Here is a 24,738-nt window from a genome sequence, read left to right as displayed (position 1 = left end):
CAGCACATCCGTCGTTCACGAGGTTCCGATGTCCAATCCGATGCCGCTCATGGCCGGCAAGCGTGGCCTGATCATGGGCGTGGCCAACGATCGTTCGATCGCCTGGGGGATCGCCTCCACCCTGGCCCAGCACGGGGCGGAGCTTGCCTTCACCTATCAGGGCGATGCGCTGCTGAAGCGGGTGAAGCCGCTGGCCGAACAGGTCGGCGCCAAGCTGGTCCTGCCCTGCGACGTGACGGACGAGGCCAGCGTCGATGCGACCTTCGCCGCCATCGAAAAGGAATGGGGCGGGCTGGACTTCGTGGTTCATGCCATCGCCTTTTCAGACAAGAACGAACTGGACGGGCTGTATCTGGACACGACGCGGGCCAACTTCCTGCGTACCATGGACATCTCCTGCTACTCCTTCACCGCGGTGGCGCAACGCGCCGTGCCGCTGATGAAGGACGGCGGCAGCCTGCTCACTCTATCCTATTACGGCGCCGAGCGCGTCATGCCCCATTACAATGTGATGGGTGTCGCCAAGGCGGCGCTGGAAGCCAGCGTGCGCTATCTGGCCGTCGATCTGGGTGGCCGCAACATCCGTGTCAACGCCATCTCCGCCGGCCCGATCAAGACGCTGGCCGCCAGCGGCATCGGCGACTTCCGCTACATTCTGAAGTGGAACGAGCTGAACGCCCCGCTGAAGCGCAACGTCACCATCCAGGAGGTCGGCGGCGCCGGCCTGTTCCTGATGTCCGATCTCGGCAGCGGCGTCACCGGCGAGGTGATGCATGTCGACAGCGGCTATCACACCGTCGGCATGGTCGCCGTGGACGAGGCGGCCGAGGTCGCCAGTCTGCTGGGCTCGCTGGGCGGCACGCCGAAGGCCGGCTGAGGCCAGCCCGACCTTGGCGGCCGGAAGGCGCCTGCAATCGCTTGAGGAAGAGAGGGATCGGTCCGCCGATCCCTCTTTGCGTTTGCGAATGCGGCGTTTATGATTTGCGCAATATTCGCGGATTTGGGTAATATTCATGCGCGCTCGCAAGAAAATGGACTCGGTTTCTCCGATCCTTGAGCAGATCCTTTACGGCGGCTCCAGCGTATCGATGAATCTCATCGCCATCACGCGCGAGATCCCCGAAGAGCAGCGCATGTTCAAGGCGCAGGGCCTGAACAACTGCATCCTCTTCAAATATCCGAACTTCGACGACCGCGACGACGACGGCGGCGATCCGATGGCGGAGGACGAAGATCTGGAGGGCGGCAGCCGTCCGGTGGAGACCGGCATCTATGTGCCGCACAACGCCAAGGCGCCCGAATCCGGCGGCGTCGCCGTCTATCTGCGCGGCCGCAACAGCGAAGCCCTGCTGGAAGAGCAGTTCGGCCTCAAGCACGGGCCGCAGGAGAACGGCATCATCGGCGACATGAAGATGCTGTCGATGATCGACGACGTGCCGTCGCTCGACGCCTTCCTGCTGAAGACATGCTTTGAGGCTGAAAAGGTCAACGTCGATCCGCGCCACTGGCTGATCAGCAACGAGGAGGATCATCAGCTCCGCCGGCTGATCCGCGCCCGAATCGAGCCGATCGTCCGCAAGGCGCTGTCCGGCAGCCAGGGCAACGCCCAGAGCATCGAGCGCTTCCTGGAAGCGATCTGGAACCCCAACCTGGAGGAAGCCGGCCTGTTCGTCTCGGCCTTCGGCATCGAGCGGGCGGAAGCCGACACCATCTTCAGCGCCTGGAAGGGCACCACCTTCTACGAATACCAGTTGCGCCGCATCGCGCCGCGCGCCCGCGTCATCCTGACCTGGCTGAAGTCGCGGGAGTGCATTCCGGTCGATATCCGCATGCACAAGCCCTACGAGACCCAGTTGCTGATGCACATCGAGAAGGTGGGCAAGCTGCTGGAGACGACGCTGATGGACATCCGCACCATCCTGTCGGACTACGAGACGGCCTTCAGCAGCTTCATGAACGGCCAGCCGGAGCCCTTCCGCGAATATCTGCGCAGCATCCGCTCACGCTACTGGCTGCTCGGCTATTGCGTCTCGGCCCTGACCAGCGTCGCCCATCTGGACGCCCGCTGCATGAAGAACACGCCGTCGCGCAAGCTCTACTTCGAAGGCATGCAGAAGCTGCTGCGCCAGTTCGACGTGGCTCTCGACCGCCGCCGCGAGCAGAAGGGCGCGTTCTGAAGCCTCTCCAAGCTTACCGAACCGCTCCTTCATAACTACCAAACGAAAAGGCGGCGCCTCGCAGCGCCGCCTTCTTCATGTTTAGCTATTCGAAGCCTTACGTACCCTGCGGCTCCGGACCCATGCCACCGCTTTCCTGCCCGCTGCTGGGCGGAACGGAGGAGCGGCGGCCGCCGGCGGTCGGGCGCGGCGGCGGGGCGGCGACCGTGTCGCGGTCGTCGTCGCGCAGGATCGGTTCGCCGCGCAGCAGACGGTTGATCTCGTCGCCGCTCAGCGTCTCGTACTCCAGCAGGCCCTTGGCCAGGGTGTGCAGCTGGTCGATGTTCTCGGTCAGGATCACCCGGGCGCGCTCGTAGCTCTCGTCCACGATGCGGCGGATCTCCTCGTCAACCAGCTGGGCGGTGCGGTCGGACATGTTCTTGTGCTGGGTCACGGAATGGCCCAGGAACACCTCCTGCGTCGGCTCGCCGTACAGCAGCGGGCCGAGCTTGTCGCTCATGCCCCACTCCGTCACCATGCGGCGCGACATCTCGGTCGCCATCTTGATGTCGCCAGACGCGCCGGTGGTCACCCGCTCCTTGCCGAAGATCAGCTCCTCGGCGATGCGGCCGCCCATGGCGACGCACAGGTCGGCCAGCAGCTTGGCTTGCGACAAGCTGATGCGGTCGCCTTCCGGCAGGCGCATCACCATGCCCAGCGCACGGCCGCGCGGGATGATGGTGGCCTTGTGGACCGGGTCGCTGTCGGCGCAGTGGATGGCGCAGATGGCGTGGCCGGCCTCGTGGTAGGCGGTCAGCTTCTTCTCGTCCTCGGTCATCACCATGGAGCGGCGTTCCGCACCCATCATGACCTTGTCCTTGGCGTTCTCGAACTCGCTCATGCCGACGACGCGCTTGCCGATGCGGGCCGCGAGCAGCGCCGCCTCGTTGACCAGGTTGGCCAGATCGGCGCCGGAGAAGCCGGGGGTGCCGCGGGCGATGACCTTGGCGTCGACGTCCGGCGACAGCGGCACCTTCCGCATGTGGACCTTGAGGATCTTCTCGCGGCCCAGCACGTCGGGGTTCGGCACCACGACCTGACGGTCGAAGCGGCCCGGACGCAGCAGCGCGGGATCGAGAACGTCCGGACGGTTGGTCGCGGCGATCAGGATGACGCCCTCGTTCGCCTCGAAGCCGTCCATCTCGACCAGCAGCTGGTTGAGGGTCTGCTCACGCTCGTCGTTGCCACCGCCCAGGCCGGCACCGCGATGGCGGCCGACCGCGTCGATTTCGTCGATGAAGATGATGCAGGGGGCGTTCTTCTTGCCCTGTTCGAACATGTCGCGGACGCGGGACGCACCCACACCGACGAACATTTCGACGAAGTCCGAACCGGAGATGGTGAAGAACGGGACGTTGGCTTCGCCGGCCACCGCACGGGCGGTCAGCGTCTTGCCGGTACCCGGCGGGCCGACCAGAAGGCAGCCCTTCGGGATCTTGCCGCCCAGTCGCTGGAACTTCTGCGGGTCCTTCAGGAACTCGACGATCTCCGTCAGTTCCTGCTTGGCCTCGTCGATGCCAGCGACGTCGTCGAAGGTCACGCGCCCGACCTTTTCGGTCAGCAGGCGGGCCCGCGACTTGCCGAAGCCCATCGCTTTGCCGCCGCCGGACTGCATCTGGCGCATGAAGAAGATCCAGACGCCGATCAGCAGCAGCATCGGGAACCAGGACAGCAGCACCGAGAACAGCGACGGCACGTTGCTGTCGTCGGGGACCGCGTTGATACGGACGTTCTTGTTGGTCAGGCGCTCGACCAGCCCCGCTTCGGGCGGGACATAGGTGCTGAAGGAGCGGCCGTCCGAGAAATGGCCCGAAACCTGGTTGCCCTTGATCGTCACGTCGGCGACCTGGCCCCGGTCCACTTCGGCGAGAAGCTCGCTGAACGGAACGGTCGTTTGCGGGCTGCGGGTGGAGGAACTCTGGAACAGGTTGAACAGGGCCACGAGCAGCAGCCCTATGATGATCCAGAGCGCGAGGTTCTTGCCGAAATTGTTCACGTCACACGCCTTTCTGCGAACCCATCGCCATGCGGTGCGCCGACAAGGCCGCACCCCGGACTCCTACGGGCACGTTCCCAGATTAAATAATGCCGCGCCGGTCCGAAACAACCGTAAAAGCTGGTCTTCCCAACGGCGAAATTGGACGGAAGTTCGCGCGATCCATTGGAGCCTGTCCATCCGCGTCGAACCCGTAAGCGCCGCCGATCGTCGGGATGGCAAGCATTTCCGTTCCCAACCAAAGGCTTGGCAGCGATTCGCGCACCGGAACCGGCAGATCGGACAATCCCGAATGCCCACCCCGCCCCGCCCCTTTGCGCCACCCCGCGGCCCCAAGTGCCGCGACCTCGACGGGCTGATCCCACCGGTTCGACACCCGGAGGTTGAAGCGACCATCCCACAGGACGCGACCGCCGGGCGGCACCAGCAGCCGCTCCACCGCCGCCGGTTCGCGCGCAACCATGACGGCACCGCGGCGCATCCGCACCACGCAGCCGCCCAAGGTTCCGCCCTGCCCGTCGGCCAGCGAGCCGAGCAGACGCTCCAGCGCCTCGTCCCGCACCGGACCGGCCCCGCCGACCGCCGCCAGCGCCTGCGCCAACGCCCGCAGCGCGACCTCTTCCGGGGCAGCCATCACCGGAGCCGGATGCAACGTGACCCAGCCTTCGGGATGGATGGTCGCGGCCTGCGCCAGCAAATCCGCGGTCGCCTGCTCCAGCGCGGCACGGGCACGCCCGGCGCGGCGGGCGACCTCGCACAGCCGGTCGCCGTCCAGCCCCTCCCCGCCCAGCAGATCGCGGGCCGCGCGCAGCCGCGCGCGGGCGAAGCGCGGGTTGTGGTTGGAGGGATCCTCGACCCACTCCAGTCCGGCGGCGCGGCAGGTCGCCAACAGCCGGTCATGGGAAAAGCCCAGCAGCGGACGGATCATCCGAACGGCGCCATCGGCGCGCACCGTCGCCATGCCGGCCAGCCCGTCGGTGCCGGAGCCGCGGGCCAGCCGCAGCAGCACCGTCTCCGCCTGATCGTCGCGGTGGTGCGCCAGCGCCAGATGCAGGATGCCGGCCTCGACACAGGCGTCGGCCAGCAGGCGGTGGCGCGCTGCCCGTGCCGCCGCCTGCAACCCGGCGACCGGCTTGTCCCCCTCCCAGCGAAGGATGCGGTGAGGGATGCCGAGGCGGGCCATCGCCGTCCCGACCACCGCCGCCTCGTCGGCGGACCCGGCGCGCAGCCCATGATCGACGGTGAGAGCCAGCAGGTTGCCGCCCCGCTCTGCGACCCAATGCCGCAGAAGCAGGACCAGCGCCAGACTGTCGCCGCCGCCGGACAGGCCGACCGCCACGGCAGGCGCCGGTTCGAAGCCGTCCAGCGCCGCCATCGCGCGGGCGAACTCCCCCGGCGTCACCGGGGCGGCATCGCCCGGCCCGGAGTCGGCCATCAGCCCGGGCAATTGATGCGCTTGCGCTCCGTGTCGGCGCGGCGCTTCACGCTGGCCGAGGCTTCGGGGAACTTGGTCAGCAATTGGCTGAAGGCGGTGCAGGCATCCGACTTCTTGTTCATCTGCTGCAGCGTCATGCCCAGCTTCAGCAGGCTGTCCGCCGCCTTCGGGTTGTTGCGGTGCTTGGACAGCACTTCCGCGAATGCCTGGGCCGCTTCCGGATACTTGTTGCGGACGTAATAACTCTCGCCCAGCCAGTATTGGGCATTGCCGGCATAGGCGTGGCTCTTGTTCTTGACGATGAACTCCTGCAGCGCCTTCTCCGCCCGGTCATAGTCGGAGTTGCGCAGCAGTTCGAAGGCCTGCTCATACTGCTTTTCCGGCGACAGCCCGGCGGTGGACGGCGGGTTGGCGGCTGCGGTCTGCGCCGGCTTGTCGGCGGGCTTCTTGTCGTCCGCCTTCGCGGCCGCCTTGGGCGGAGCGGCGTCGGACATCGCGCCACCCATGGCGCCACCCATGGCACCGCCGCCCTTCTCCAGGTCCTTCAGGCGGAAATCGATATCGCCGTTGATCTTCTCCAGGCGCTCGCGCAGTTGGCCGATCTGATAGGTCGACTCTTCGTATTTGCCGGTCAGCTCCTGCATCGAGCGTTCCAGGTTCTGCAGCCGGATCTCGAAATCCGCCGCGACGGAGGGCGACAGCTGCGCCACCTCCACCGGCCCGCCCAGCGCCGCGACCTGCGTTTCCAGCGATTGCAGCCGCTCGATCTGCCCCTTGGATTGGGCCAGTGCGGGGCTTGCCGCGAGCATGCCACCCAGCAGCAGGGCGGCGACGGGACGGATGTGGGTCATGCGCGTGGGATCCTGAGGAGATCTGAAGCCAGGGCGGAAGCGCCCGCGGCGACCATGGCAAACGAAAAAGGCGACGCAATGGCCGCTGTTTAGCAGAAGTTTCGCAGCGGCGCAAAGAACCGCCGTCGTCCTATGCCCGCGCCGGAAGTCCGCCCGCCAAAAGAAAAGGCGCCGCACCGGTTGCCCGGCGGCGGCGCCTTTTCTCCATTCCCCGTCAGGCGGGGACCGGCGTCATTAGTTGACGACGGTCACGCCACGGCGGTTCTGCGACCAGGCGGCCTCGTTCGAGCCAACCACCGCCGGACGCTCCTTGCCGTAGGACACGACATTGACGCGGTTCGGGGTGATGCCCTTGGCGGCCAGGTAGTTCTTCACCGAGTTGGCGCGGCGCTCACCGAGAGCCAGGTTGTACTCGCGGGTGCCGCGCTCGTCGGCATGGCCCTCGACGGTGACAGTGACCGAGCCGTAGGTCTGCAGCCACTTGGCCTGACGGTCCAGGGTGGCGCGAGCCTCCGGCGACAGGTCGTAGCGGTCCAGGCCGAAGAAGACGCGGTCGCCGACGTTGACGACGAAATCTTCCGCCGAGCCCGGACGGACCGAGGTCTGCTGGGCACCGGTGTTCGCGCCGTTGGCGGCGTCGTTCGGAGTGGATTCGCAAGCGGCAAGCAGAGCGACCGCGGCGAGAGCGAGGAACTTCATACGCATGTTCAGGGACCCCTTGAACGAAACTTGTTGAGTGGTCGGACAATTATCGGCGCGAGAGCCGCTTCTTTCCGCCAAGCCCCGACGAAAAGACGACGTCCAACCCAAGTCTTGAGCATTGCTCTCGCGTGGCCGCAAAATAGGGCTACTCCACTAGGGAATCAAGGGCGACCACGCGGGGTCCGACGCGTCGACCGGGCTGCTGACGCGGCGCTCGTTCGCGCCGGTGATGTCGATGCTGTACAGCTTGGCATTGCGGCCACGGCCGTCACCCGACGGCAAGTCCTTGAAGAACATGAGAACACGGCCGTTCGGTGCCCAGGTCGGGCCTTCGACGTGGAACGATTCGGTCAGGATTCGCTCTCCCGTCCCATCCGGACGGATTACACCGATTGCAAAGCTGCTACCACGCTGGCGCGTGAATGCGATCAGATCGCCGCGCGGCGACCACACCGGCGTCCCGTAACGGCCCTCGCCGAAGGTCAGCCGCTTCACGCCCGACCCGTCGGCGCTCATGGTGTAGAGCTGCTGCGTGCCGCCGCGGTCCGATTCGAAGACGATCCGCTGGCCGTCCGGCGAATAGCTGGGACCGGTGTCGATGCCCGGCGCGTCGGTCAGCTGGGTCTGGCGGCGGGTGCGCAGGTCCAGCGTATAGATGTCGGTGTTGCCGTTCTGGGCCATCGACATGATGACCTTGTTGCCGTCCGGCGAGAAGCGCGGGGCAAAGGTCATGCCGGGGAAGTCGCCCAGGACTTCCTGGCGGCCGGTGTCGATGTTGAACAGATACACGCGCGGCTTCTTGTTGAAGTACGACATGTACGTGATTTCCTGTGACGTCGGCGAGAAGCGCGGCGTCAGGACGAGCGTCTGCCCGTCGGTCAGGAACTGATGGTTGGCGCTGTCCTGGTCCATGATGGCCAGCTGCTTCTTGCGCGAATTCGCCGGGCCGGATTCGGCCACATAGACGATGCGCGTGTCGAAATAGCCGTCCTCACCGGTCAGGCGCTTGTAGATGGCGTCGGCCACGATGTGGGCGATGCGGCGCCATTCCTGCGGCGAGGCGCTGTAGCTCAGCCCCTGCATGTACTGACCGGCGGCGACATCCCACAGGCGGAAATCGACCTTCATGCGGCCGTCGGCGCCGGTCGTGGTGTTGCCGGCGACCAGCGCCTGGGCGCCCAGCGCCTTCCAGTCCTGGTAGCGCGGCTCGCCCGTGCGCAGCTGGTCGGGGGTCTGCAGGAAGCCGCGCGGGTCCAGCGGCTTGAACAGGCCGGAGCGCTCCAGGTCGTCGGAGATGACCTTGGAGATGTCGGCGCCCATCTGCGCATCGCGCCCGCCGGAACCGGCGAAGCTGGTGATCGCGATGGGAAGCGGTTCGGACACGCCCCGCGTGATGTCGATGCGCAACTCGGCGCGCGCCTCCTGCGGAGCGGCAACGCCGAGGGAGAGGAGAAGCGCGCCGGTGGCCCCAGCCAGCTTCAACAGAAGCCTCGTCTTCGTCGTCATGGTCAGAACATGTCCCTCGGGTCGAAATTGAACACGATGAAGCGCCAGTCTTCATAAGTCTGCGGGGTGAACTCGCTGGCCAGCAGTTCCAGGGGGCTGGACCGCTTGACCGCGCGCACCGCCGCGTCGGCCGACGCCCGGAAAGCGGCATCCGACATGTAGCGCGACTTGTACTTGTCGTCGATCCAGGCGCGAACCACGCTGTGGTCGCGGCCGACCTCGACGTGGATCTCGATCTGCATCGACCCGGCGTCCTTGCGGCCGCTGTCGAAGTTCCAGTTCTTGCTCAGCTGCCCGCGGATGGCGTCCAGCGCGCGGCCGGACGGCTTGAACGGCCGGTCTGGACCGGTCGTCGCCTTCGCCGCCCCGGCGGGAGCCGCGGACGCGGTCTTCTGGCTGGGCTTGGCGTCGCTGTTCGCGCTGGCGGATGCCTTGCCGTCCGCCTTCGGGTTGTCCGACGGCTTGATCTTCCCGACGTTCGACAGCAGGTCGGACAACGGGTCGGTCTTGGCCGACGGCTTCTCCGGCTGCTTGGCGGGAGCGTCCGTCTTCTTCGGATCGGCCTTGGCGGAGTCCTTCGGCGGCTCGGCCTTCGCAACCTCCTTGGGCGGCTCCTTCGGCGGTTCCTTGTGCGGCTCCGGCTTCTTCGGCTCGGCCTTCGGCGGTTCCGGTTTGGGCGGTTCCGGCTTCGTGGGCTCGGGCTTCTTCGGTTCCGGCTTCGGCTCGTGCTTCGGAGGCTCGGGCTTGGGCGGCTCCGGCTTCGGAGGCTCAGGCTTCGGCGGTTCCGGCTTGGGCGGCTCGGGAGGCTTGGGAGTCGGCGACGGCGCCGGATCCGGCGGCGGAGGCGGCGGGGGTGGCGGCGGAGGCGGAGGGGGCGTCGGGGCCGGCTTGGGCGGAGGCGTCGGCTCGCGCGGGGGCGGCGGCACCTGGGCGACCTTCGGCGGCTCCGGCGTCTTGGCGGGGGGCGGAGGTGGAGGCGGCGGTTCGTCCTCCTCGTCCGGGGGTTCCGGCGCCGGCGGGGCCGGCTTCGCTTCGGGCACGGGCGGACGCGGCGCGGCGTTGGCGGCCGGCTTCGGTTCGCCCTTCTCGACGCGGGCGGCCTCGGTGACCTCGCCGACGTCGACGATCTCGATCGGAATCGAGGAGGCGATTTCGAGCTTGCGATCGCTGGGCGGCATGCCGAGCACCATCAGCGCGACCAGCGCGACGTGCAGCACCGCCGAGGCGATCAGGGGCTTGCGCATGGGAGTTCCGCCCGCCTCAACGCGCCGGCTTGGGTGCGCCGACCCGCGCGCTTGACGCGGTCGGGCCGTTCGGCATCTCGGCGACCAGACCGACCTTCTTGAAGCCGGCGGCGCTCATGGTGCCCATCACCTCCAGCATCTTGCCATAGGCGATCTTGGCGTCGCCGCGGACCAGGATGCGGGCTTCGGGGTTGTTGTTGGTCACCGCGATCAGCAGCGGCACCATGTTGCCCAGCTCGACCGGCGTCTCCTGTACGAAGACGCGGCCGTCGGTCTGCACGGTGACGAACAGCGGATCCTTCTGCTGCTCCAGCGGAGCGGCGTTGGTCTTGGGCAGGTCGACCGGCACGCCGACGGTCAGCATCGGGGCGGCCACCATGAAGACGATCAGCAGGACCAGCATGACGTCGATGAACGGCGTCATGTTGATCTCGGCCATCGCGCGATAGCCCCGGCGCTTGCCGCGCCCATGGGCTTTGCCTGCGAGTTGTCCGGCCATGGTTCAGGCGGCTCCCCGCTCCTCGAGGTGGCGGGACAGGATCGCCGAGAACTCGCCCGAGAAGGTGTCCAGCCGGTCGGCGTAGCGGCCGAGGTCGGTGGAGAACTTGTTGTAGGACAGCACCGCCGGGATGGCGGCCAGCAGGCCCATGGCGGTGGCGAACAGCGCCTCGGCGATGCCCGGCGCCACCACGGCGAGGCTGGTGTTGCCCGAACCGGCGATGGAGGTGAAGGAGTTCATGATGCCCCACACCGTGCCGAACAGGCCGATGAACGGAGCCGTCGAGCCGACCGAGGCCAGGAAGGTCATGTAGCGTTCGGCCCGCGCCATCTCGCGGCCGATGGTCACCGCCATCACCCGCTCCACCCGCTGCTGCAGCGAGCCCTTCATGGTGCCGGCGATGCCGCGGTCGGCGGCGTGGCGCCACTCGCGCATGCCGGCGGCGAAGGTCGCGGCCATCGGGTCGGCCGGCGACTGGCCGATGCGGTCGTACAGTGCGTCCAGCGAACCGCCGGACCAGAACGCCTCCTCGAAGGCGTCGGCCTGGGCGTTCAGGCGGCGGATGCGCATCAGCTTCTCGATGATGATCGCCCAGCACCAGACCGAGGCGACGATGAGCATCAGCATCACGATCTTGACGACCGCATCCGCCTGCCAGAACAGGCCAAGGATGGTGATCTCATGTGCCGTCGTGGCGGCGGCGTTGCCGGCCAGTTGGGCGGTTTGCAGGGCGTCCATCGCAGTCAATCTCGCGTTTGCGCTGTTGGCACGGGGAGTGGAAGGGAAAGGGTCGAACGGTCAGGCAGGCAGTGAAGAGGATTGCTTTGCATGCAGCGTCTCCATCGCCGCTTTCACCGCATCGGGCAGGCGCACGGCCCGCCCGGCCCGGTTGATCGTCACCAGTTGCAGGTCGGCGCGCGCCAGCACGCGACCGTCGCGGCGGATGACTTGTGCAACTGCGAAGGAGGCACCGCGGATATCGACGATTCGGGTTTCCACTTCAAGCGTGTCCTCCAACTTGGCAGGGGCGTCAAAATCGATGGTCAGACGCCGTACCGCAAATGACACACCTGTGACATCGTTCGAACCCTCCGCCATCTCCTTCTGACGGAAGCCCATCAGGTACAGCATCTCCGTCCGCGCCCGCTCCGCAAAGCGGAGGTAGTTGGCGTGATAAACGATGCCGCCGGCGTCGGTGTCCTCGTAATAGACCCGCAGCGGGAACCGGTGCGTGCCGTCCTCCGCGAACCATCCCGAAAGCGAAGGGCTGGAGAGGGAGGCGGCGGCGTTACTCATCGCCATCCCCTTCCGTCGGATCCGGAACCCGGTCCAGCAGGTCGAGTTGCCGGATCGGCGCGTTCGGCGGGTTGAGACCGAGATAGCGGAAGCCCTGGTCGGTCAGCATGCGTCCGCGCGGCGTGCGCTGCAGGAAGCCCTGCTGGATCAGGTAGGGCTCGACCACCTCCTCCAGCACGTCGCGCTGTTCGCCCAGCGCCGCGCCCAGCGTCTCCACGCCGACCGGCCCGCCGCCGTAATTGTTGGCGACCAGCCCCAGGTATCGCCGGTCCATGCTGTCCAGCCCCAATCGGTCGACCTCCAGCCGGGTCAGCGCGGCATCGGCGACCCGCTTGTCGACCTCCTCAACGCCGGCCACTGCGGCGAAATCACGCACCCGGCGCAGCAGACGGCCCGACACGCGCGGCGTGCCGCGCGAGCGGTTGGCGATCTCGCGCGCGCCCTCCGGCGTGATGCCCATGCCCAGCACGCCGGCGGCGCGGCGGACGATCAGCTCAAGCTCGTCCGGCTCGTAGAATTGCAGGCGCACGGGAATGCCGAAGCGTTCGCGCAAGGGGCGCGTGATCAGGCCGCTGCGCGTCGTGGCGCCGACAAGGGTGAAGGGCGGCAGGTCGATCCGGATGGACCGTGCCGACGGGCCTTCGCCGATGATGAGGTCGAGCTGGAAATCCTCCATGGCGGGATAGAGCACCTCTTCCACGGCGGGATTAAGGCGATGAATCTCGTCGATGAAGAGGACGTCGTGCGGCTGCAGGTTGGTCAGCAGCGCCGCCAGATCGCCGGCCCGCGCGATCACCGGACCGGAGGTGGCGCGGAAGCCCACCCCCAACTCGCGCGCCACGATCTGCGCCAGCGTGGTCTTGCCCAGGCCGGGGGGCCCGAACAGCAGCACATGGTCCAGCGCCTCGTTGCGGGAGCGGGCGGCCTGGATGAAGATCGACAGATTCTCGCGCGCCTGCCGCTGGCCGATGAACTCGGCGAGCGACAGCGGGCGGATCGACGCCTCGGCCGAATCGCCGTGGCCCTGGCCCGGCTGGACCAGACGATCGTTTTGTGGGTCGCTCATTGGCTCAGTTCCTTGAGGCCCTGGCGGATCAGATCGGACACGCCAGCATCATCGCCAAGCACGCGCCCGGCGGCGACGACCGCGCCGAAGGCCTCCGACCGGCCATAGCCGAGATTGACCAGCGCCGACACCGCATCGGCCAGCGCCGGGCTGGCGCCCGGAACGGCGGCGGGGGCGCCCTTGCCGGCCGGCGCACCCGCGGTCGCTGCGGGGCCGAGCGCCAGATTGCCGACCTTGTCCTTGAGTTCGTTGAGGATGCGCGCCGCCACCTTCGGCCCGACGCCGTCGGCGCGGACCAGCGCGGTCTTGTCCTGCGAAGCGATGGCGCGGGTCAGCTGGTCGGGGTCGAGCACGCCCAGGATCGACAGCGCCAGCCGGGCGCCGACGCCCTGGATGGTGGTCAGCAGCTTGAACCACTCCCGCTCCGCCTGCTCGCCGAAGCCGTGCAGGACGATCCGCTCCTCGCGGATGAAGGTCTCGACCACCAACGACGCCCGCTCTCCCACCGCCAGGCGCGACAGCGTGCGGTTGGAGCAGGACAGCAGGTAACCGACGCCGTTCACGTCGAGCACGACCCAATCGGTGCCGGTGGAATCGACGATGCCGGTCAGCTTGGCGATCATGGGAACTCCCGGCCCGAAGGCTGGCTGCGAAGAATGGGGGTCTCTTCGAGACGCGCGCGGATGGTCTCCAGCACGCCGTCCAGATTGTCGATCACGTCGGTGTTCCAGAAGCGAAGGACGCGGAACCCGGCCTGCTCCAGCATGCGCGACCGCCGCTCGTCATGGGCGGCGCGCTGCTCGGCATGCTGGCCACCGTCCAGTTCGATGATCAGGCGATGGTCATGGGCGACGAAGTCGGCGACGAAACCGAGGATCGGTTCCTGCCGCCGGAATTTCGCGCCGAGTTGGGCATTGCGCAGCTTCTGCCAGACGATCTTTTCCACATCCGTGGCGTTCATTCGCAGATCGCGCGCCCGATCCGTTATGTATTCAGTGGGCTTCGTTTTCGCAACCCGCGCCATGTCCTCCACTTTCCCCAGGGGAGCATCCCCCTCTCCCCCCCGGGGAGAGGGTTGGGGTGAGGGGGAGGCACTGCGTGGATTCTTGGTTGCGGGCCGCTGCGCATCCCCCTCACCCTGCCCTCTCCCCGGGGGGGAGAGGGAATTCTGAATCTGATTCGGCGCTTGCCCCCGCCGCCACATCGTCCAACTCGCCCGATGGTGCGCGTGGCAGATCGCCACGGCGAGTGCGTCGGCGGCGTCCGGGCTGCCGATCTCGCAGCCGGGCAGCAGCAGGCGCACCATCGTCTGGACCTGCGCCTTCTCGGCGCGGCCTTGGCCGACGACCGCCTTCTTGACCATGTTGTTGGCGTATTCCGCCACCGCGAGCCCGGCCTGGGCCGGCACCAGCAGGGCCACGGCGCGGGCCTGCCCCAGCTTCAGCGTCGAGACGGCGTTGCTGTTGACGAAGGTCTCCTCCACCGCCGCCTCATCGGGGCGGTAGCGCTCCACCACCGCCGACAGGGCGTCGTGGAGCTGCACCAGCCGCTCGGCCAGCGGGCAGGAATCGTCGGAATGCACCGCGCCGTCGGCGACATGGCTCAGGCGGTTGCCCGCCACGTCGATGATGCCCCAGCCGGTGTGGCGCAGTCCGGGGTCGATCCCCAGCAGCCGCACCGGCGAAGGCACCCCCGCCTCACTTCGTCCTGCCCGCGCAAACACGGCACCCGCACTCCGCCTGCAAGACCCGCGTCGATGTTACGCAGTCAGCTTCTGCATCAGCTCGTCGGAGATGTCGAAGTTGCCTTCGACCACCTGGACGTCGTCGTTGTCCTCCAGCACGTCCAGCAGCTTCAGCAGGCTGGCCGCGGCGTCTTCACTGGGGGCGACGGTGTTCAGCGGACGCCAGGTCAGGCGCGCGCTCTCCGCACCGCCGAACTTGGCCTCCAGCGCGTCGCGCACGGCGCCGAAATTCTCGACCGTGCTCGTCACCTCGTGACCGTTCTCGTCGGATTCGACGTTGTCTGCACCGGCCTCCAGCGCCACCTCGAACACGGTGTCGGCGTCCGCGGCCGAGGCCGGGTAATAGATCGCGCCGATGCGGTTGAACATGAAGCTGACCGAGTTGGTCTCGCCCAGGCTGCCGCCGTACTTGGTGAAGCTGGAGCGCACTTCCGCGGCGGTGCGGTTGCGGTTGTCGGTCAGTGCCTCGACGATCAGCGCGACGCCGCCGGGGCCGTAGCCCTCGTACCGGACCTCTTCATAGTTCGCGTCGTCGCCGCCGCCGGGCGTGCCCTGCTTGATGGCGCGGTCGATGCGGTCGCGCGGCATGTTCTGCGCGCGTCCGGCCAGGATGGCGGCACGCAGGCGCGGGTTTGCCGCCGGATCCGGCAGGCCGCTCTTGGCGGCGACGGTGATCTCGCGGGCGAGCTTGTTGAAGATCTTGGACCGCTTGGCGTCCTGCGCGCCCTTGCGGTGCATGATGTTCTTGAACTGGGAATGACCGGCCATGGGTCGAACGAGCCTCGAAACGGAATTGGTCAATCGGGCGGGGTGAGCGCACGACACATGTAACAGGTCTGCCGCCCCACCGCACCTTTTCGGCGCGGGAGACGACACCCACGGGATTAGAAAGTCAATATGGCGAGATTGCGGCGCGGCCGAGCCGAAGCCGTGAACGACCTACTGCATCCGTTCCGGCAAGGTCTGGCTCAGCCGCCCGCCGATGCGCAACGGTTCGATGCGGACGGCCAACCCGCTGCGGTCGTCGGTCTCGACGTAGCAGCCGCAGACGGTGCCCTCCCCTTCTGCCGGCGACAGGCGCTCGGTCGGCAGCTTGCGCACCATCTTGGCGAGCGCCACCTCCTTCTTCATGCCGATGGCGCTGTCGTAATCGCCGCACATGCCGGCATCGGACTGATAGGCGGTGCCCTTCGGCAGGACCATGTGGTCGGCGGTCGGCACATGGCTGTGGGTGCCGACCACCAGCGAGGCGCGGCCGTCGCAGAAATGGCCCATGATCATCTTCTCGCTGGTCGCCTCGCCATGCATGTCGATCAGCACGGCGTCCACCCCGCCCGGCCCGAGCCGATGCGCCTTCAGCACCCGGTCGACCGCGGCGAAGGGGTCATCCATCGGCTCCATGAACAGGCGAAGCAGCACGTTGATGACCAGCACCTTGCGCCCGCCGCGCGCCTGCAGCAGGACGAATCCGCGGCCGGGCGTGCCCTCCGGGTAATTCAGCGGGCGGATGATGCGCGGCTGCTGCTCGATGGTGCCGACCAATTCCTTCTGGTCCCAGGTGTGGTTGCCCAGCGTCACCACGTCGATGCCGGCGGCGAAGAACTCCTCTGCGATCTTGAGCGTGACGCCATAACCGCCGGCGGAATTCTCGCCGTTCACCACGGTCAGGTCGGGGTCCAACCGCTCGCGCAGCATCGGCATGTGCGCCAGCACCGCATCGCGCCCGGCCCGGCCCACCACGTCGCCGAAGAACAGAATCCGCATCGCCCCAACCTTCCCGATAATCTCACTTATGAATGCGGAGCGTTTCCCGCTCCGTCACGATCCAGTCCAGTCGCTCGTCATGGCCGTCCACCGGCACCGCCGGCATTTCCTGCACCGCAAAGGCCACGCCCACCGCCAGAACCGCCCCACCCGCCCGCAGGCTGTCCAGCGTCCGGTCGTAATAGCCGGCGCCATAGCCCAGCCGGTGCCCACCGCGGTCGAAAGCCAGCATCGGCACCAGCAGCAGCGACGGCCGCAGAACCGCGCGCCCCTCCCCCGGCTCGTGGATGCCATAGCGGCCAACAGCCATCGGCGCCTCCGGATCCCAGTCGCGAAAGACCAGCGCGGTGCCGCGCGGCCCCGACACCGGCAGGGAAACCGGACGGCCAAGCTGTTTAAGATGGAGCAAAGCAGGCCGCGCGTCGAGTTCGGAGCCGAGCGGCCAATACCCGCCGACAGCCCCCTGCGGCAGATGTCCGTCCGCCGCCAGTTCGGCGATGCGGCGGCACACGGCGGCGGAGGCTGTGGGGCGGTCGGTGCCGGCGATGGCGTCGCGCCGGGCGCGCGCCTCGCGTCGGGCGGCGTCCTTGGCTTGCGGATCGGTCATCGCGGACTGCGGGCGGGGAAAAGAAGGTGGAAGGTGCCGCCTTGGCCGGTGGCCATGTGCCTATCCTCCATGGCCTGCATGAGCAGGTGGGCGCCGTGTACCCGGCCCGATGGGCCGGACAGGGACAGCTCCCTAGAGATCAAGGTTATCGGCCCTGGGGATTATTGCAGCCTGTCGAACCAGGCAGCGGTCCTTCCGTGTACCAATCTAGGCGCGCTCGAGCCGCGCGGCAACCTCTTCGATGCGTTTTGCGACACGATCGAGTTCGCCGACCACCGCGCCCTCGTCCACGGCGGGGGCAATCCCCTTGTTGGACATCACATCCTGCAACTCGTCGGCCAGCACCAGGCAGGTCATCAGCATCATCTGCGCCTCCGACCCGCTGCGCCCGCCGCCGGTCAGACGGCGCAGCCGATCGTCGACGTAGGCCGCCAGTTCCCGCAGCCGCGCCTCCTGCCCGTCCTCGCACAGCATGCGATAGAAGCGGCCGTTCACTTCGATGTCGACCTGGGCCATGGCGTCAGCTCTCCAGCACGTGTTGCAGCCGGGCGATGGCGACCTCCAGCCGCTGGGACACCGCCTCTGCGGTCGCCTGGGCGGTCGCGCGATCGGCCCGCGCGGTTTCCAGCGCCTGCGACAGGTCCTGCTCGCGCCGGCCGACCCGCTCCTCGCGCGCCGCCGCGGCATGTTCCAGCCGGTCCACGGCACGGCCGAGACGGTCGAGAGCGGTTTTCAGGGAATCCATGGACGTCAACCTCGACCTGTGGGCACGTCATGTTCGAGGGGCAGCGGCCCCGCCCCGGCTGTCCGCCAAGCCAAGCCGCTGCCTTATCGGAGCGCCTAGAGTTGGGCCGGCACGCCGACCTCGTCAACCGCCACGACGAACTCTTCCACCGAATGCCCATACGGAATACCGAGGCGTGACGGAAGGCCGCAGCGGACACGCTGGTGCAGAGACGGTATCCCGCGGGAAACATCCCACACGGAAGAGGGGGGCTCTGCCATACCGTTTCCTACCCCATTCCCATGTTGACCTGCGGACGGCGGTTCTGCATGGTGCGCCCGTTTCGCGGCGCCTCATCCGGCGACCGCGCAACCATCGTTGCCGACGCCGCACCGCGCCCGATTCCGCAGGAAACGCCAGATGTCCGCTGCCTCCGCCCAGCCCTCCCTCCACACGATGGCCAGCGCGATCCGCGCGCTCTCCATGGACGCGGTCGAGGCCGCGAAGTCCGGCCACCCCGGCATGCCGATGGGCATGGCCGACGTCGCCACGGTCCTGTTCACCCAGTTCCTGAAGTTCGATCCGAAGAACCCGTCCTGGCCCGACCGCGATCGCTTCGTGCTGTCGGCCGGCCACGGCTCGATGCTGATCTACTCGCTGGCCTACCTGACCGGCTACGAGCGGATGACCATCGACGAGATCAAGAACTTCCGCCAGCTGGGCAGCCTGACCCCCGGCCACCCGGAAGTCGATCCCAGCCTGGGTATCGAGATGACCACCGGTCCGCTGGGCCAGGGCGTCTCCACCGCCGTCGGCATGGCGCTGGCGGAGCGGATCACCAACGCCCGCTTCGGCGACGAGCTGATCGACCATTACACCTACGTCATCGCGTCCGACGGCGACCTGATGGAGGGCGTCAGCCACGAGGCCTGCTCGCTGGCCGGCCATCTCGGGCTGAACCGCCTGATCGTGCTGTGGGACGACAACCACATCTCCATCGACGGCTCGACCGACCTCAGCTTCACCGACGACACCCAGGCGCGCTTCCGCTCCTACGGCTGGAACACCATCGCCGTCGACGGCCACGACACCGACGCGGTGACGAAGGCCATCGCCCAGGCCCGGACCTCCACCGACAAGCCGACGCTGATCGCCTGCCGCACCATCATCGGCAAGGGTGCGCCGAACAAGGCCAACACCCACGGCTGCCACGGTTCGCCGCTGGGCGCCGACGAGGTCGCCGCGACCCGCGAGGCCATCGGCTGGACCCATGAGGCCTTCGTCGTTCCCGACGAGGTTCTGTCCGCCTGGCGCGCCGCCGGCACCCGCAGCGCCGACGCCTATGCCGCCTGGACCGGCCGCCGCGCCGGGCTGACCGAGGCCGCCGGAAAGGCCTTCGACGAGGCCTTCGGCCGCGGCGTGCCCTCCGCGCTGACCGACGCCATCGTCGCCTTCAAGGAAAAGGTCAGCGCCGACAAGCCGAGCTGGGCGACCCGCGTCGCGTCGGGCAACACGCTGGAGGTGCTGGTCCCGGCGATCCCGGAGATGATCGGCGGCTCCGCCGACCTGACCCCGTCGAACAACACCAAGGTCAAGAACACCGCCGACGTGAAGGGCAAGGGCGAGTTCGCCGGCCGTTACGTCCGCTACGGCGTGCGTGAGCACGGCATGGCGACGCTGATGAACGGCATGACGCTGCATGGCGGCGTCATCCCCTACGGCGGCACCTTCATGCAGTTCGCCGACTACTGCCGCCCGTCGATCCGTCTGGCCGCGCTGATGAAGCAGCGCACCATCTTCGTGATGACCCATGACTCGATCGGTCTCGGCGAAGACGGCCCGACCCACCAGCCGGTGGAGCATCTGGCGGCGCTGCGCGCCATCCCGAACCTGCTGGTTCTGCGCCCGGCCGACGCGGTCGAGACCGCCGAGTGCTGGCAGATCGCGCTGGAGGCGACCGGCGCCCCGTCGGTCCTGGCGCTGACCCGCCAGAACGTGCCGACCCTGCGCACCGAGCATACGGCGGAGAACCTGTCGGCCCGCGGCGCCTACGTCCTGGCCGAGGCGGAGGGGGAGCGCAAGGCGACGATCCTCGCCACCGGTTCGGAAGTGTCGCTGGCGATGGAGGCCCGCAAGGCCCTGCAGGCCCAGGGCATCGGCACCGCCGTTGTGTCTATGCCGAGTTGGGAACTGTTCGAGCGTCAGGACGATGCGTACAAGGCATCGGTGCTCGGCACCGGCGTGCGCGTCGGCGTCGAGGCGGCGATCCGTCTGGGCTGGGACCGCTGGCTGGGCGACAAGGGCGCCTTCGTCGGCATGAAGGGTTTCGGCGAATCGGCGCCCTACCAGGAACTGTACAAGCACTTCGGCATCACCGCCGAAGCGGTCGTGGACGCCGTTAAGGCGCGTCTCTGAGAGAAGCCGAAGGGGCGTCCAGCCGAATTCGGGCGCCCCATATCCAACTGGAGGAAGTCATGGCTGTACGGGTAGCGATCAACGGTTTTGGCCGCATCGGCCGTCTGGTTCTGCGCGCCATCTACGAGAGCGGCCGCAAGGACGTGGAGGTCGTGGCGATCAACGACCTGGCCGATCTGAAGGCCAACGCGCACCTGCTGAAGTACGACAGCGTCCACGGCCGCTTCCCCGGCACCATCGAGACCGGCGCCGACGAAAACGGTAATGGTGTCCTGATCGTCAACGGCCACTCCATCAAGGTCGTGCAGGAGCGTGACCCGGCCAAGCTGCCGTGGAAGGATCTGGGCGTCCAGATCGCCATGGAATGCTCGGGCATCTTCACCAAGCGCGCCGATGCCGCCAAGCACCTGGAAGCCGGCGCCGAGAAGGTGCTGATCTCCGCTCCGGCCACCGACGAGGACATCACCGTCGTCTACGGCGTCAACCACGACAAGCTGACCGCCGAGCACCGAATCGTCTCCAACGCGTCGTGCACCACCAACTGCCTGGCTCCGGTCGCGCATGTCCTCCACAATCTGGTGGGCATCGAGAAGGGCTTCATGACGACGATCCACTCCTACACGGGTGATCAGCGGATCGTCGACACCAACCACAAGGACCTGCACCGCGCCCGCGCCGCGGCCCTGAACATGATCCCGACCTCCACCGGTGCGGCCAAGGCCGTCGGCAAGGTCCTGCCGGAGTTGAAGGGCAAGCTGGACGGCACCGCCATGCGCGTGCCGACCCCGAACGTGTCGGTCGTCGACTTCAAGTTCACGTCCAAGCGCGCCACCTCGGTGGAAGAGATCACCAAGGCGATCTCCGATGCCGCCAACGGCCCGCTGAAGGGCGTGCTGGCCGCCTACACCGAGGATCTGGTTTCGACCGACTTCAACCACGATCCGAACAGCTCGATCTTCGCGCTGAACGAGACCAAGGTCATCGACGGCAACTTCGTCCGCATCATGACCTGGTACGACAACGAGTGGGGCTTCTCCAACCGCATGAGCGACACCGCCGTCGCCATGGCGAACGCCAAGTAAGCCTCGCCTACCCGAGAAAAGGGCGCCTTCCGCAAGGGAGGCGCCTTTTTTGCTTTTGGTGACGCTTGAGGCCCCCTCCCCATCCCTCCCCCGCTTCGCGGGAGAGGGGGCAGGAGCTTTGCAAAGCTTCAGCGGCAGTTCCCTCTCCCTCGAAGAGGGGGAGGGTTAGGGAGGGGGCATTCGCAAGCCGACGCCTTGCCTCACGCCGCCCGAACCGTCGCCAGGAAGGTCCCGACCTGGGCGTTCAGCCCGGCGGCCTCGTCAGACAGCTTGCCCAGCGCCTCCACCAGTTCGCGGGCGGTGCGGCCGCTCTCGTCCGATGCGGCGGTGACGCCGGAGATGCTCGACGACACCTCCCCCGTTCCGGCGGCGGCCTGCTGGACCGAGCGGGAGATCTCCGCGGTGGCGGCGTTCTGCTGGTCGACCGCGGCGGAAATCGTCGTGGCGATGGCGCTCAGCCGCTCGATGACGGCGGCCACCTTCTGGATCTCCGTCACCGCCAGACCGGTCACCGACTGGATGCCGTTCATCTGGCCGCCGATCTCGTCGGTCGCCTTCGCCGTCTGGTTGGCCAGCGCCTTCACCTCGCTGGCGACGACGGCGAAGCCCTTCCCCGCCTCGCCCGCGCGCGCCGCCTCGATGGTGGCGTTGAGCGCCAGCAGGTTGGTCTGGCCGGCGATGGAATTGATCAGCCCGACCACGGTGCCGATCCGCTCCACCGCTTCCGCAAGGCTGCCGATGCGGCCGGTCGCCTCCTGCGCCATGCCGACGGCTTCGTTGGCGACGCGGCTGGCCTCCGACACCTGCCGGCCGATCTCGACGATGGAACTGGACAGCTGTTCCGATGCCGCGGCCACGGTCTGCACGTTGGCGGCGGTGCCGTCGCTGGCGCTGGCGACCAGCCCGGCGAGCTGGCTGGTCTGCTCCGCCGCGTGCGACATGGCCCGCACCTTTTGCCCCAACGCGTCGGTGGTGGTGGAGACCGAGCGGATCATGCCGCCGACCGTTCCTTCGAATCGGGCGGCCAGCCGGTCCATCGCCTGCCGCTTGTCTTCCTCCGCCCGGCGGGCGGCCTCCGCCTGCTCGGCCTCCAGGCGCCGGCTCGCCTCGGCGTTCAGCTTGAACACCTCCACGGCGCGGCCCATGTCGCCCAGTTCGTCGCGGCTGCCGGTCTCGGGAACGGCGGCCGACAGGTTGCCGTCGGCGAGGCTGCGCATGCTGTCGGACAGTCGGCGGATGCGGCGGCTGATGGAGTTGCCGACCAGCGCGATCAGCGCCACCACCGGCAGGGCCAGCCCGCCGACGATGGCCGCCATGGTCCACAGGCTGCGCATGAAGCGGGCGTCCAGGTCATCGATGTAGACGCCGGTGCCGATGATGACCTGCCACGGCTCGAACATCTTGACGTAGCTGAGCTTGGGCAGCGGCTGGTCGCCGCCGGCCTTGGGATAGCTGTAGCCGACGAAGCCCTCGCCCTTGTTGCGGGCGGTGTCGACCATCTCGCGCGAGAAGAAGACGCCGTTGGCATCCTTCATGTCACGCTGGTCCTTGCCGATCACGTCGGGGCGGACCGGGTGGATGACCGCCTGATAGCCGGTGCCGAGGACGAAGAGATAGTCCTTCCCGTTGTAGAACATCGTGTTGATGTTCGCCTTGAACCGCTCGAACGCCTGCTCGCGGGTCAGTCGTCCGGCCTTCACTTCGGCGTCGTAGCCGGCGGCGAGCCCATGGGCGGTCTGCACGACGGAGCGCAGCGTCTCCTTGCGATCCTCCAGCGTGCTGCGCTGGTTCAGCCACAACGCCGAGGCGGCGAGCGCGATGCAGATAGCGCCGGCCAGCACGACCAGAGCCCACAGCTTCGCCCGCAGGGTCAGTTTCAGTCCGCTCATAGCCAATCCCCTTCTTCCATTGGGGAGATATGAGCAAGTGCAATGCCAGTTGGGCAAGAGGAACATACCCATGCATCGCAACGCATGCGCGCAGTTTCCACCCGCAGCCCGAATGCCAGAATGCCAAGCGGCCGGACCGGCGCAGGCAATCGGCATCGCATTTTGCGAATTTTCAGCCCGCCTTCACCTTCGCCACTCCGGCCGCCCGCCCCAGGCATTCGGCAATCCAGGCGGAAAGGCTCTTGCCCTCGCGCGCGGCGCAGTCGGCGATGGCCCGGTGCAGGATGGGGTTGATGCGGATGGAGAGACGGCCGGAAAAGGGCTGCTCCGCATCGCCGCCCATGTCGCAGGACAGGTCGAGATAATCGTCCACCGCACGGCGGAAGGACTCGCGCAGTTCGTCCACAGACCGGCCGGAAAAGGTGATGCCGTCGTGGGTGTTGATGACCTCGCCGACGAAGACGCCCGCGTCATTGTCGAAGTCGATCTGGGCCTTGTAACCCTTGTATTCCATCATCGCGGCATTCCCGGGGGATCAATTCCCATGAAACGGACCCGGCGCGCTGGCACCCTGTCCCCAGAGATTGGGTCCGATGTGACCGACCATACTCCGGGACCGCGATCATAGGGTTTGACCTGCCTCAATTCTCACAACCGCTGGATCACGCCCGGCCGGATCTCCGATTCGCTCGTTCCGGACGCTGCCGGCCGCGGTTAGAGTGCGCCGCCCTCCCCCGCTGCCGCGACCTGCCGATGACCGTCCCTCCACCCTTCCGCCCCATCCTGATTCGCGGCCTGGACGACGCGCTGGCCGCCGCCGCTGCCGCCGACCAGACCGGGAAGCCTCTCGTGCTGATGGCACCTCCCGCGGCCGGCGCCCTGTGGCTGCGCGGGGTGGTCGAGCGTGTCCGCATGGCTCATCCGGGGCTGGAGGTCGCCGGACTGCTGGAATGCGGCGACCGCGCCGGCGAGGCCCAGGGCGCGCTGGCCGCCGGGATGCGGCTGGTCCTGTTCACCGGCCGGGCCGACGTGGCGGACCGGCTGGCCGCCATCGCCGCCGCCCGCGGCGCGGCGCTGCTGACCCGCTGCCCGCCTGCACTCGACCTCGCTGCCCAACTCCGCGCTGCCCAACTCCGCGCCGCCCAGCCCCCCGCCGCCCGGCCCCCCGCCGAAGGTCGGGGCCGGCACCGCGCGGTCGCGCTGGAGGCCCTATGCCGCCACTGGTTGGCAGGCGACCAAGGTTAGGGCAGGACTACCGCTTTTTCGCACAGCCTCGCCGCGCAAAGGTGGTGTAGCGTCACGTAAGGATATTTTTGTGACACAGCACCCTCCCTCCGATGCCGGAAGACCCGCCCATGAGCATCACCTCCCTGACCACCCCGGAGTCGACCATCGCGCAACCTCTCCGTCCGGGGCACGCCGCAAGCGGCCGGCCGGCGGACCGAAGCGGACTGGGGACCGCCGGTCCCGGCGCCGAGCCGGAGAAGATGCGCGGCATCCGCCTGCTGGCGGTCTGGATCGGATTGACGGCCGGCGCCTGGGCGGTGCTGGGCGGTGCCGGCTATGGGTTGTACATCGCACTGCGCACCCTTCTGCCCTAACCCCTTGGTGGGTGACGGACCGACCATGAGGGATTGGCCCATCCGCAGGCCCTAGGCCGTTCAGACGTGGCAAATGGCCGCTTTATGCCCCTCCCGCCGTT

Annotated in this window: 25 protein-coding genes, 1 other RNA gene and 1 pseudogene; 6 read left to right on the top strand and 21 right to left on the bottom strand. The window is 67.8% G+C overall.

The features are described from left to right. The first annotated feature begins 28 nt into the window (after positions 1-28). Both fabI and FZ983_RS09040 read left to right on the top strand, forming a co-directional pair. A complete protein-coding gene (gene fabI, locus FZ983_RS09045) occupies positions 29-877 on the top strand; it encodes an enoyl-ACP reductase FabI (RefSeq protein ID WP_149223236.1) in 849 nt (282 codons plus the stop codon). A gap of 154 nt (positions 878-1,031) precedes the next feature. Further along, on the top strand, positions 1,032-2,177 hold the full coding sequence (locus FZ983_RS09040; protein ID WP_247883680.1) for a hypothetical protein: 1,146 nt from the start codon (positions 1,032-1,034) through the stop codon (positions 2,175-2,177). A gap of 97 nt (positions 2,178-2,274) precedes the next feature. On the opposite strand, the gene ftsH is transcribed toward FZ983_RS09040, so the two are convergent. The 19 genes and pseudogenes from ftsH to FZ983_RS08950 all read right to left on the bottom strand — a co-directional run bounded on the left by ftsH (position 2,275) and on the right by FZ983_RS08950 (position 17,671). Continuing rightward, entirely contained in the window at positions 2,275-4,212 is a 1,938-nt protein-coding gene (gene ftsH, locus FZ983_RS09035) for an ATP-dependent zinc metalloprotease FtsH (RefSeq protein WP_149223234.1), read from the bottom strand. An 82-nt stretch (positions 4,213-4,294) separates the two neighbouring features. Beyond that, positions 4,295-5,659 (bottom strand): tRNA lysidine(34) synthetase TilS, encoded by a 1,365-nt coding sequence (gene tilS / locus FZ983_RS09030; RefSeq protein WP_247883679.1) that lies wholly within the window; start codon positions 5,657-5,659, stop codon positions 4,295-4,297. Then, positions 5,647-6,498, bottom strand: a complete 852-nt coding sequence (gene ybgF, locus FZ983_RS09025; protein WP_149223233.1) for a tol-pal system protein YbgF — start codon at positions 6,496-6,498, stop codon at positions 5,647-5,649. The genes tilS and ybgF overlap by 13 nt, the downstream gene beginning before the upstream one ends. Before the next feature lie 234 nt (positions 6,499-6,732). Beyond that, on the bottom strand, positions 6,733-7,203 hold the full coding sequence (gene pal, locus FZ983_RS09020; RefSeq protein WP_149223232.1) for a peptidoglycan-associated lipoprotein Pal: 471 nt from the start codon (positions 7,201-7,203) through the stop codon (positions 6,733-6,735). 150 nt (positions 7,204-7,353) lie between these two features. Beyond that, a complete protein-coding gene (tolB, locus tag FZ983_RS09015) occupies positions 7,354-8,706 on the bottom strand; it encodes a Tol-Pal system beta propeller repeat protein TolB (RefSeq protein ID WP_149223231.1) in 1,353 nt (450 codons plus the stop codon). A 2-nt stretch (positions 8,707-8,708) separates the two neighbouring features. Beyond that, positions 8,709-9,950 carry a hypothetical protein gene (locus FZ983_RS09010; protein ID WP_149223230.1) on the bottom strand — a complete coding sequence of 414 codons (1,242 nt, stop codon included), beginning with the start codon at positions 9,948-9,950 and terminating at the stop codon, positions 8,709-8,711. A 16-nt stretch (positions 9,951-9,966) separates the two neighbouring features. After that, positions 9,967-10,449: a biopolymer transporter ExbD gene (locus FZ983_RS09005; protein ID WP_149223229.1), complete on the bottom strand. Its 483-nt coding sequence runs from the start codon at positions 10,447-10,449 to the stop codon at positions 9,967-9,969. Positions 10,450-10,452: 3 nt separating this feature from the next. Continuing rightward, positions 10,453-11,187: a protein TolQ gene (tolQ, locus tag FZ983_RS09000; protein ID WP_149223228.1), complete on the bottom strand. Its 735-nt coding sequence runs from the start codon at positions 11,185-11,187 to the stop codon at positions 10,453-10,455. A gap of 60 nt (positions 11,188-11,247) precedes the next feature. Continuing rightward, positions 11,248-11,745, bottom strand: a complete 498-nt coding sequence (ybgC, locus tag FZ983_RS08995) for a tol-pal system-associated acyl-CoA thioesterase (protein WP_211102882.1) — start codon at positions 11,743-11,745, stop codon at positions 11,248-11,250. Then, the gene (gene ruvB / locus FZ983_RS08990; RefSeq protein WP_149223226.1) at positions 11,738-12,811 is read right to left on the bottom strand and encodes a Holliday junction branch migration DNA helicase RuvB; all 1,074 of its coding nucleotides are present in this window, start codon (positions 12,809-12,811) and stop codon (positions 11,738-11,740) included. Before ruvB ends, ybgC begins: the two co-directional genes overlap by 8 nt. Beyond that, complete coding sequence (gene ruvA, locus FZ983_RS08985) at positions 12,808-13,434, bottom strand: Holliday junction branch migration protein RuvA (protein ID WP_149223225.1); 627 nt, start codon at positions 13,432-13,434, stop codon at positions 12,808-12,810. The genes ruvB and ruvA overlap by 4 nt, the downstream gene beginning before the upstream one ends. Then, the gene (locus tag FZ983_RS34685; RefSeq protein WP_282186995.1) at positions 13,431-13,835 is read right to left on the bottom strand and encodes a DUF559 domain-containing protein; all 405 of its coding nucleotides are present in this window, start codon (positions 13,833-13,835) and stop codon (positions 13,431-13,433) included. Before FZ983_RS34685 ends, ruvA begins: the two co-directional genes overlap by 4 nt. Positions 13,836-14,021: 186 nt before the next feature. After that, positions 14,022-14,489: pseudogene (gene ruvC / locus FZ983_RS34680) on the bottom strand (crossover junction endodeoxyribonuclease RuvC); the annotation flags it as partial. An 81-nt stretch (positions 14,490-14,570) separates the two neighbouring features. Further along, on the bottom strand, positions 14,571-15,323 hold the full coding sequence (locus tag FZ983_RS08975) for a YebC/PmpR family DNA-binding transcriptional regulator (RefSeq protein ID WP_149223224.1): 753 nt from the start codon (positions 15,321-15,323) through the stop codon (positions 14,571-14,573). Between the two features lie 171 nt (positions 15,324-15,494). Continuing rightward, positions 15,495-16,319, bottom strand: coding sequence for a TIGR00282 family metallophosphoesterase (locus FZ983_RS08970; RefSeq protein ID WP_149223223.1), 825 nt, complete (start codon positions 16,317-16,319; stop codon positions 15,495-15,497). A 22-nt stretch (positions 16,320-16,341) separates the two neighbouring features. Next, on the bottom strand, positions 16,342-16,926 hold the full coding sequence (locus tag FZ983_RS08965; RefSeq protein WP_149223222.1) for a 5-formyltetrahydrofolate cyclo-ligase: 585 nt from the start codon (positions 16,924-16,926) through the stop codon (positions 16,342-16,344). Positions 16,927-16,955: 29 nt separating this feature from the next. Next, positions 16,956-17,119, bottom strand: a non-coding RNA gene (gene ssrS / locus FZ983_RS08960) — 6S RNA. A gap of 14 nt (positions 17,120-17,133) precedes the next feature. Further along, positions 17,134-17,442, bottom strand: a complete 309-nt coding sequence (locus tag FZ983_RS08955; RefSeq protein WP_149223221.1) for a cell division protein ZapA — start codon at positions 17,440-17,442, stop codon at positions 17,134-17,136. Positions 17,443-17,446: 4 nt separating this feature from the next. Beyond that, positions 17,447-17,671, bottom strand: coding sequence for a hypothetical protein (locus tag FZ983_RS08950; RefSeq protein WP_149223220.1), 225 nt, complete (start codon positions 17,669-17,671; stop codon positions 17,447-17,449). Positions 17,672-18,070: 399 nt separating this feature from the next. Here FZ983_RS08950 and tkt point away from each other — a divergent pair, with 399 nt between their 5' ends. Both tkt and gap read left to right on the top strand, forming a co-directional pair. Beyond that, complete coding sequence (tkt, locus tag FZ983_RS08945) at positions 18,071-20,065, top strand: transketolase (RefSeq protein ID WP_149223219.1); 1,995 nt, start codon at positions 18,071-18,073, stop codon at positions 20,063-20,065. Positions 20,066-20,124: 59 nt separating this feature from the next. After that, positions 20,125-21,147: a type I glyceraldehyde-3-phosphate dehydrogenase gene (gene gap, locus FZ983_RS08940; protein WP_149223218.1), complete on the top strand. Its 1,023-nt coding sequence runs from the start codon at positions 20,125-20,127 to the stop codon at positions 21,145-21,147. Positions 21,148-21,347: 200 nt separating this feature from the next. Here the strand turns inward: gap and FZ983_RS08935 are convergent, their stop codons facing one another. Then, positions 21,348-23,036, bottom strand: a complete 1,689-nt coding sequence (locus FZ983_RS08935) for a cache domain-containing protein (protein WP_188092278.1) — start codon at positions 23,034-23,036, stop codon at positions 21,348-21,350. A 172-nt stretch (positions 23,037-23,208) separates the two neighbouring features. Continuing rightward, positions 23,209-23,553, bottom strand: a complete 345-nt coding sequence (locus FZ983_RS08930; protein WP_149223217.1) for a type II toxin-antitoxin system HicB family antitoxin — start codon at positions 23,551-23,553, stop codon at positions 23,209-23,211. A 236-nt stretch (positions 23,554-23,789) separates the two neighbouring features. Between FZ983_RS08930 and FZ983_RS08925 the strand changes: the two genes are divergently transcribed. Both FZ983_RS08925 and FZ983_RS08920 read left to right on the top strand, forming a co-directional pair. After that, positions 23,790-24,281: a hypothetical protein gene (locus tag FZ983_RS08925; protein WP_149223216.1), complete on the top strand. Its 492-nt coding sequence runs from the start codon at positions 23,790-23,792 to the stop codon at positions 24,279-24,281. Between the two features lie 110 nt (positions 24,282-24,391). Next, a complete protein-coding gene (locus FZ983_RS08920) occupies positions 24,392-24,637 on the top strand; it encodes a hypothetical protein (protein ID WP_149223215.1) in 246 nt (81 codons plus the stop codon). Positions 24,638-24,738 lie beyond the last annotated feature (101 nt).

The sequence above is a fragment of the Azospirillum sp. B21 genome (assembly GCF_008364825.1).
Classification (GTDB): domain Bacteria; phylum Pseudomonadota; class Alphaproteobacteria; order Azospirillales; family Azospirillaceae; genus Azospirillum.
Note: the sequence above shows the minus strand (reverse complement) of the source record. Positions and strands in the feature narration are given on the sequence as shown.

What these genes read in the sequence shown, in the direction of transcription:
- FZ983_RS08930 (WP_149223217.1), bottom strand. Translation starts at nt 23,553, where the DNA reads ATGATGGAATACAAGGGTTACAAGGCCCAGATCGACTTCGACAATGAC.
- FZ983_RS08955 (WP_149223221.1), bottom strand. Translation starts at nt 17,442, where the DNA reads ATGGCCCAGGTCGACATCGAAGTGAACGGCCGCTTCTATCGCATGCTG.
- pal (WP_149223232.1), bottom strand. Translation starts at nt 7,203, where the DNA reads ATGCGTATGAAGTTCCTCGCTCTCGCCGCGGTCGCTCTGCTTGCCGCT.
- ruvB (WP_149223226.1), bottom strand. Translation starts at nt 12,811, where the DNA reads ATGAGCGACCCACAAAACGATCGTCTGGTCCAGCCGGGCCAGGGCCAC.
- ruvA (WP_149223225.1), bottom strand. Translation starts at nt 13,434, where the DNA reads ATGATCGCCAAGCTGACCGGCATCGTCGATTCCACCGGCACCGATTGG.
- FZ983_RS09010 (WP_149223230.1), bottom strand. Translation starts at nt 9,950, where the DNA reads ATGCGCAAGCCCCTGATCGCCTCGGCGGTGCTGCACGTCGCGCTGGTC.
- FZ983_RS08965 (WP_149223222.1), bottom strand. Translation starts at nt 16,926, where the DNA reads ATGACCGATCCGCAAGCCAAGGACGCCGCCCGACGCGAGGCGCGCGCC.
- FZ983_RS08950 (WP_149223220.1), bottom strand. Translation starts at nt 17,671, where the DNA reads ATGGATTCCCTGAAAACCGCTCTCGACCGTCTCGGCCGTGCCGTGGAC.
- tolQ (WP_149223228.1), bottom strand. Translation starts at nt 11,187, where the DNA reads ATGGACGCCCTGCAAACCGCCCAACTGGCCGGCAACGCCGCCGCCACG.
- tkt (WP_149223219.1), top strand. Translation starts at nt 18,071, where the DNA reads ATGTCCGCTGCCTCCGCCCAGCCCTCCCTCCACACGATGGCCAGCGCG.
- fabI (WP_149223236.1), top strand. Translation starts at nt 29, where the DNA reads ATGTCCAATCCGATGCCGCTCATGGCCGGCAAGCGTGGCCTGATCATG.
- FZ983_RS08920 (WP_149223215.1), top strand. Translation starts at nt 24,392, where the DNA reads ATGAGCATCACCTCCCTGACCACCCCGGAGTCGACCATCGCGCAACCT.
- FZ983_RS08975 (WP_149223224.1), bottom strand. Translation starts at nt 15,323, where the DNA reads ATGGCCGGTCATTCCCAGTTCAAGAACATCATGCACCGCAAGGGCGCG.
- FZ983_RS09040 (WP_247883680.1), top strand. Translation starts at nt 1,032, where the DNA reads ATGGACTCGGTTTCTCCGATCCTTGAGCAGATCCTTTACGGCGGCTCC.
- FZ983_RS09005 (WP_149223229.1), bottom strand. Translation starts at nt 10,449, where the DNA reads ATGGCCGGACAACTCGCAGGCAAAGCCCATGGGCGCGGCAAGCGCCGG.
- FZ983_RS08925 (WP_149223216.1), top strand. Translation starts at nt 23,790, where the DNA reads ATGACCGTCCCTCCACCCTTCCGCCCCATCCTGATTCGCGGCCTGGAC.
- FZ983_RS34685 (WP_282186995.1), bottom strand. Translation starts at nt 13,835, where the DNA reads ATGGCGCGGGTTGCGAAAACGAAGCCCACTGAATACATAACGGATCGG.
- ybgF (WP_149223233.1), bottom strand. Translation starts at nt 6,498, where the DNA reads ATGACCCACATCCGTCCCGTCGCCGCCCTGCTGCTGGGTGGCATGCTC.
- FZ983_RS08935 (WP_188092278.1), bottom strand. Translation starts at nt 23,036, where the DNA reads ATGAGCGGACTGAAACTGACCCTGCGGGCGAAGCTGTGGGCTCTGGTC.
- tolB (WP_149223231.1), bottom strand. Translation starts at nt 8,706, where the DNA reads ATGACGACGAAGACGAGGCTTCTGTTGAAGCTGGCTGGGGCCACCGGC.
- ybgC (WP_211102882.1), bottom strand. Translation starts at nt 11,745, where the DNA reads ATGAGTAACGCCGCCGCCTCCCTCTCCAGCCCTTCGCTTTCGGGATGG.
- FZ983_RS08970 (WP_149223223.1), bottom strand. Translation starts at nt 16,319, where the DNA reads ATGCGGATTCTGTTCTTCGGCGACGTGGTGGGCCGGGCCGGGCGCGAT.
- gap (WP_149223218.1), top strand. Translation starts at nt 20,125, where the DNA reads ATGGCTGTACGGGTAGCGATCAACGGTTTTGGCCGCATCGGCCGTCTG.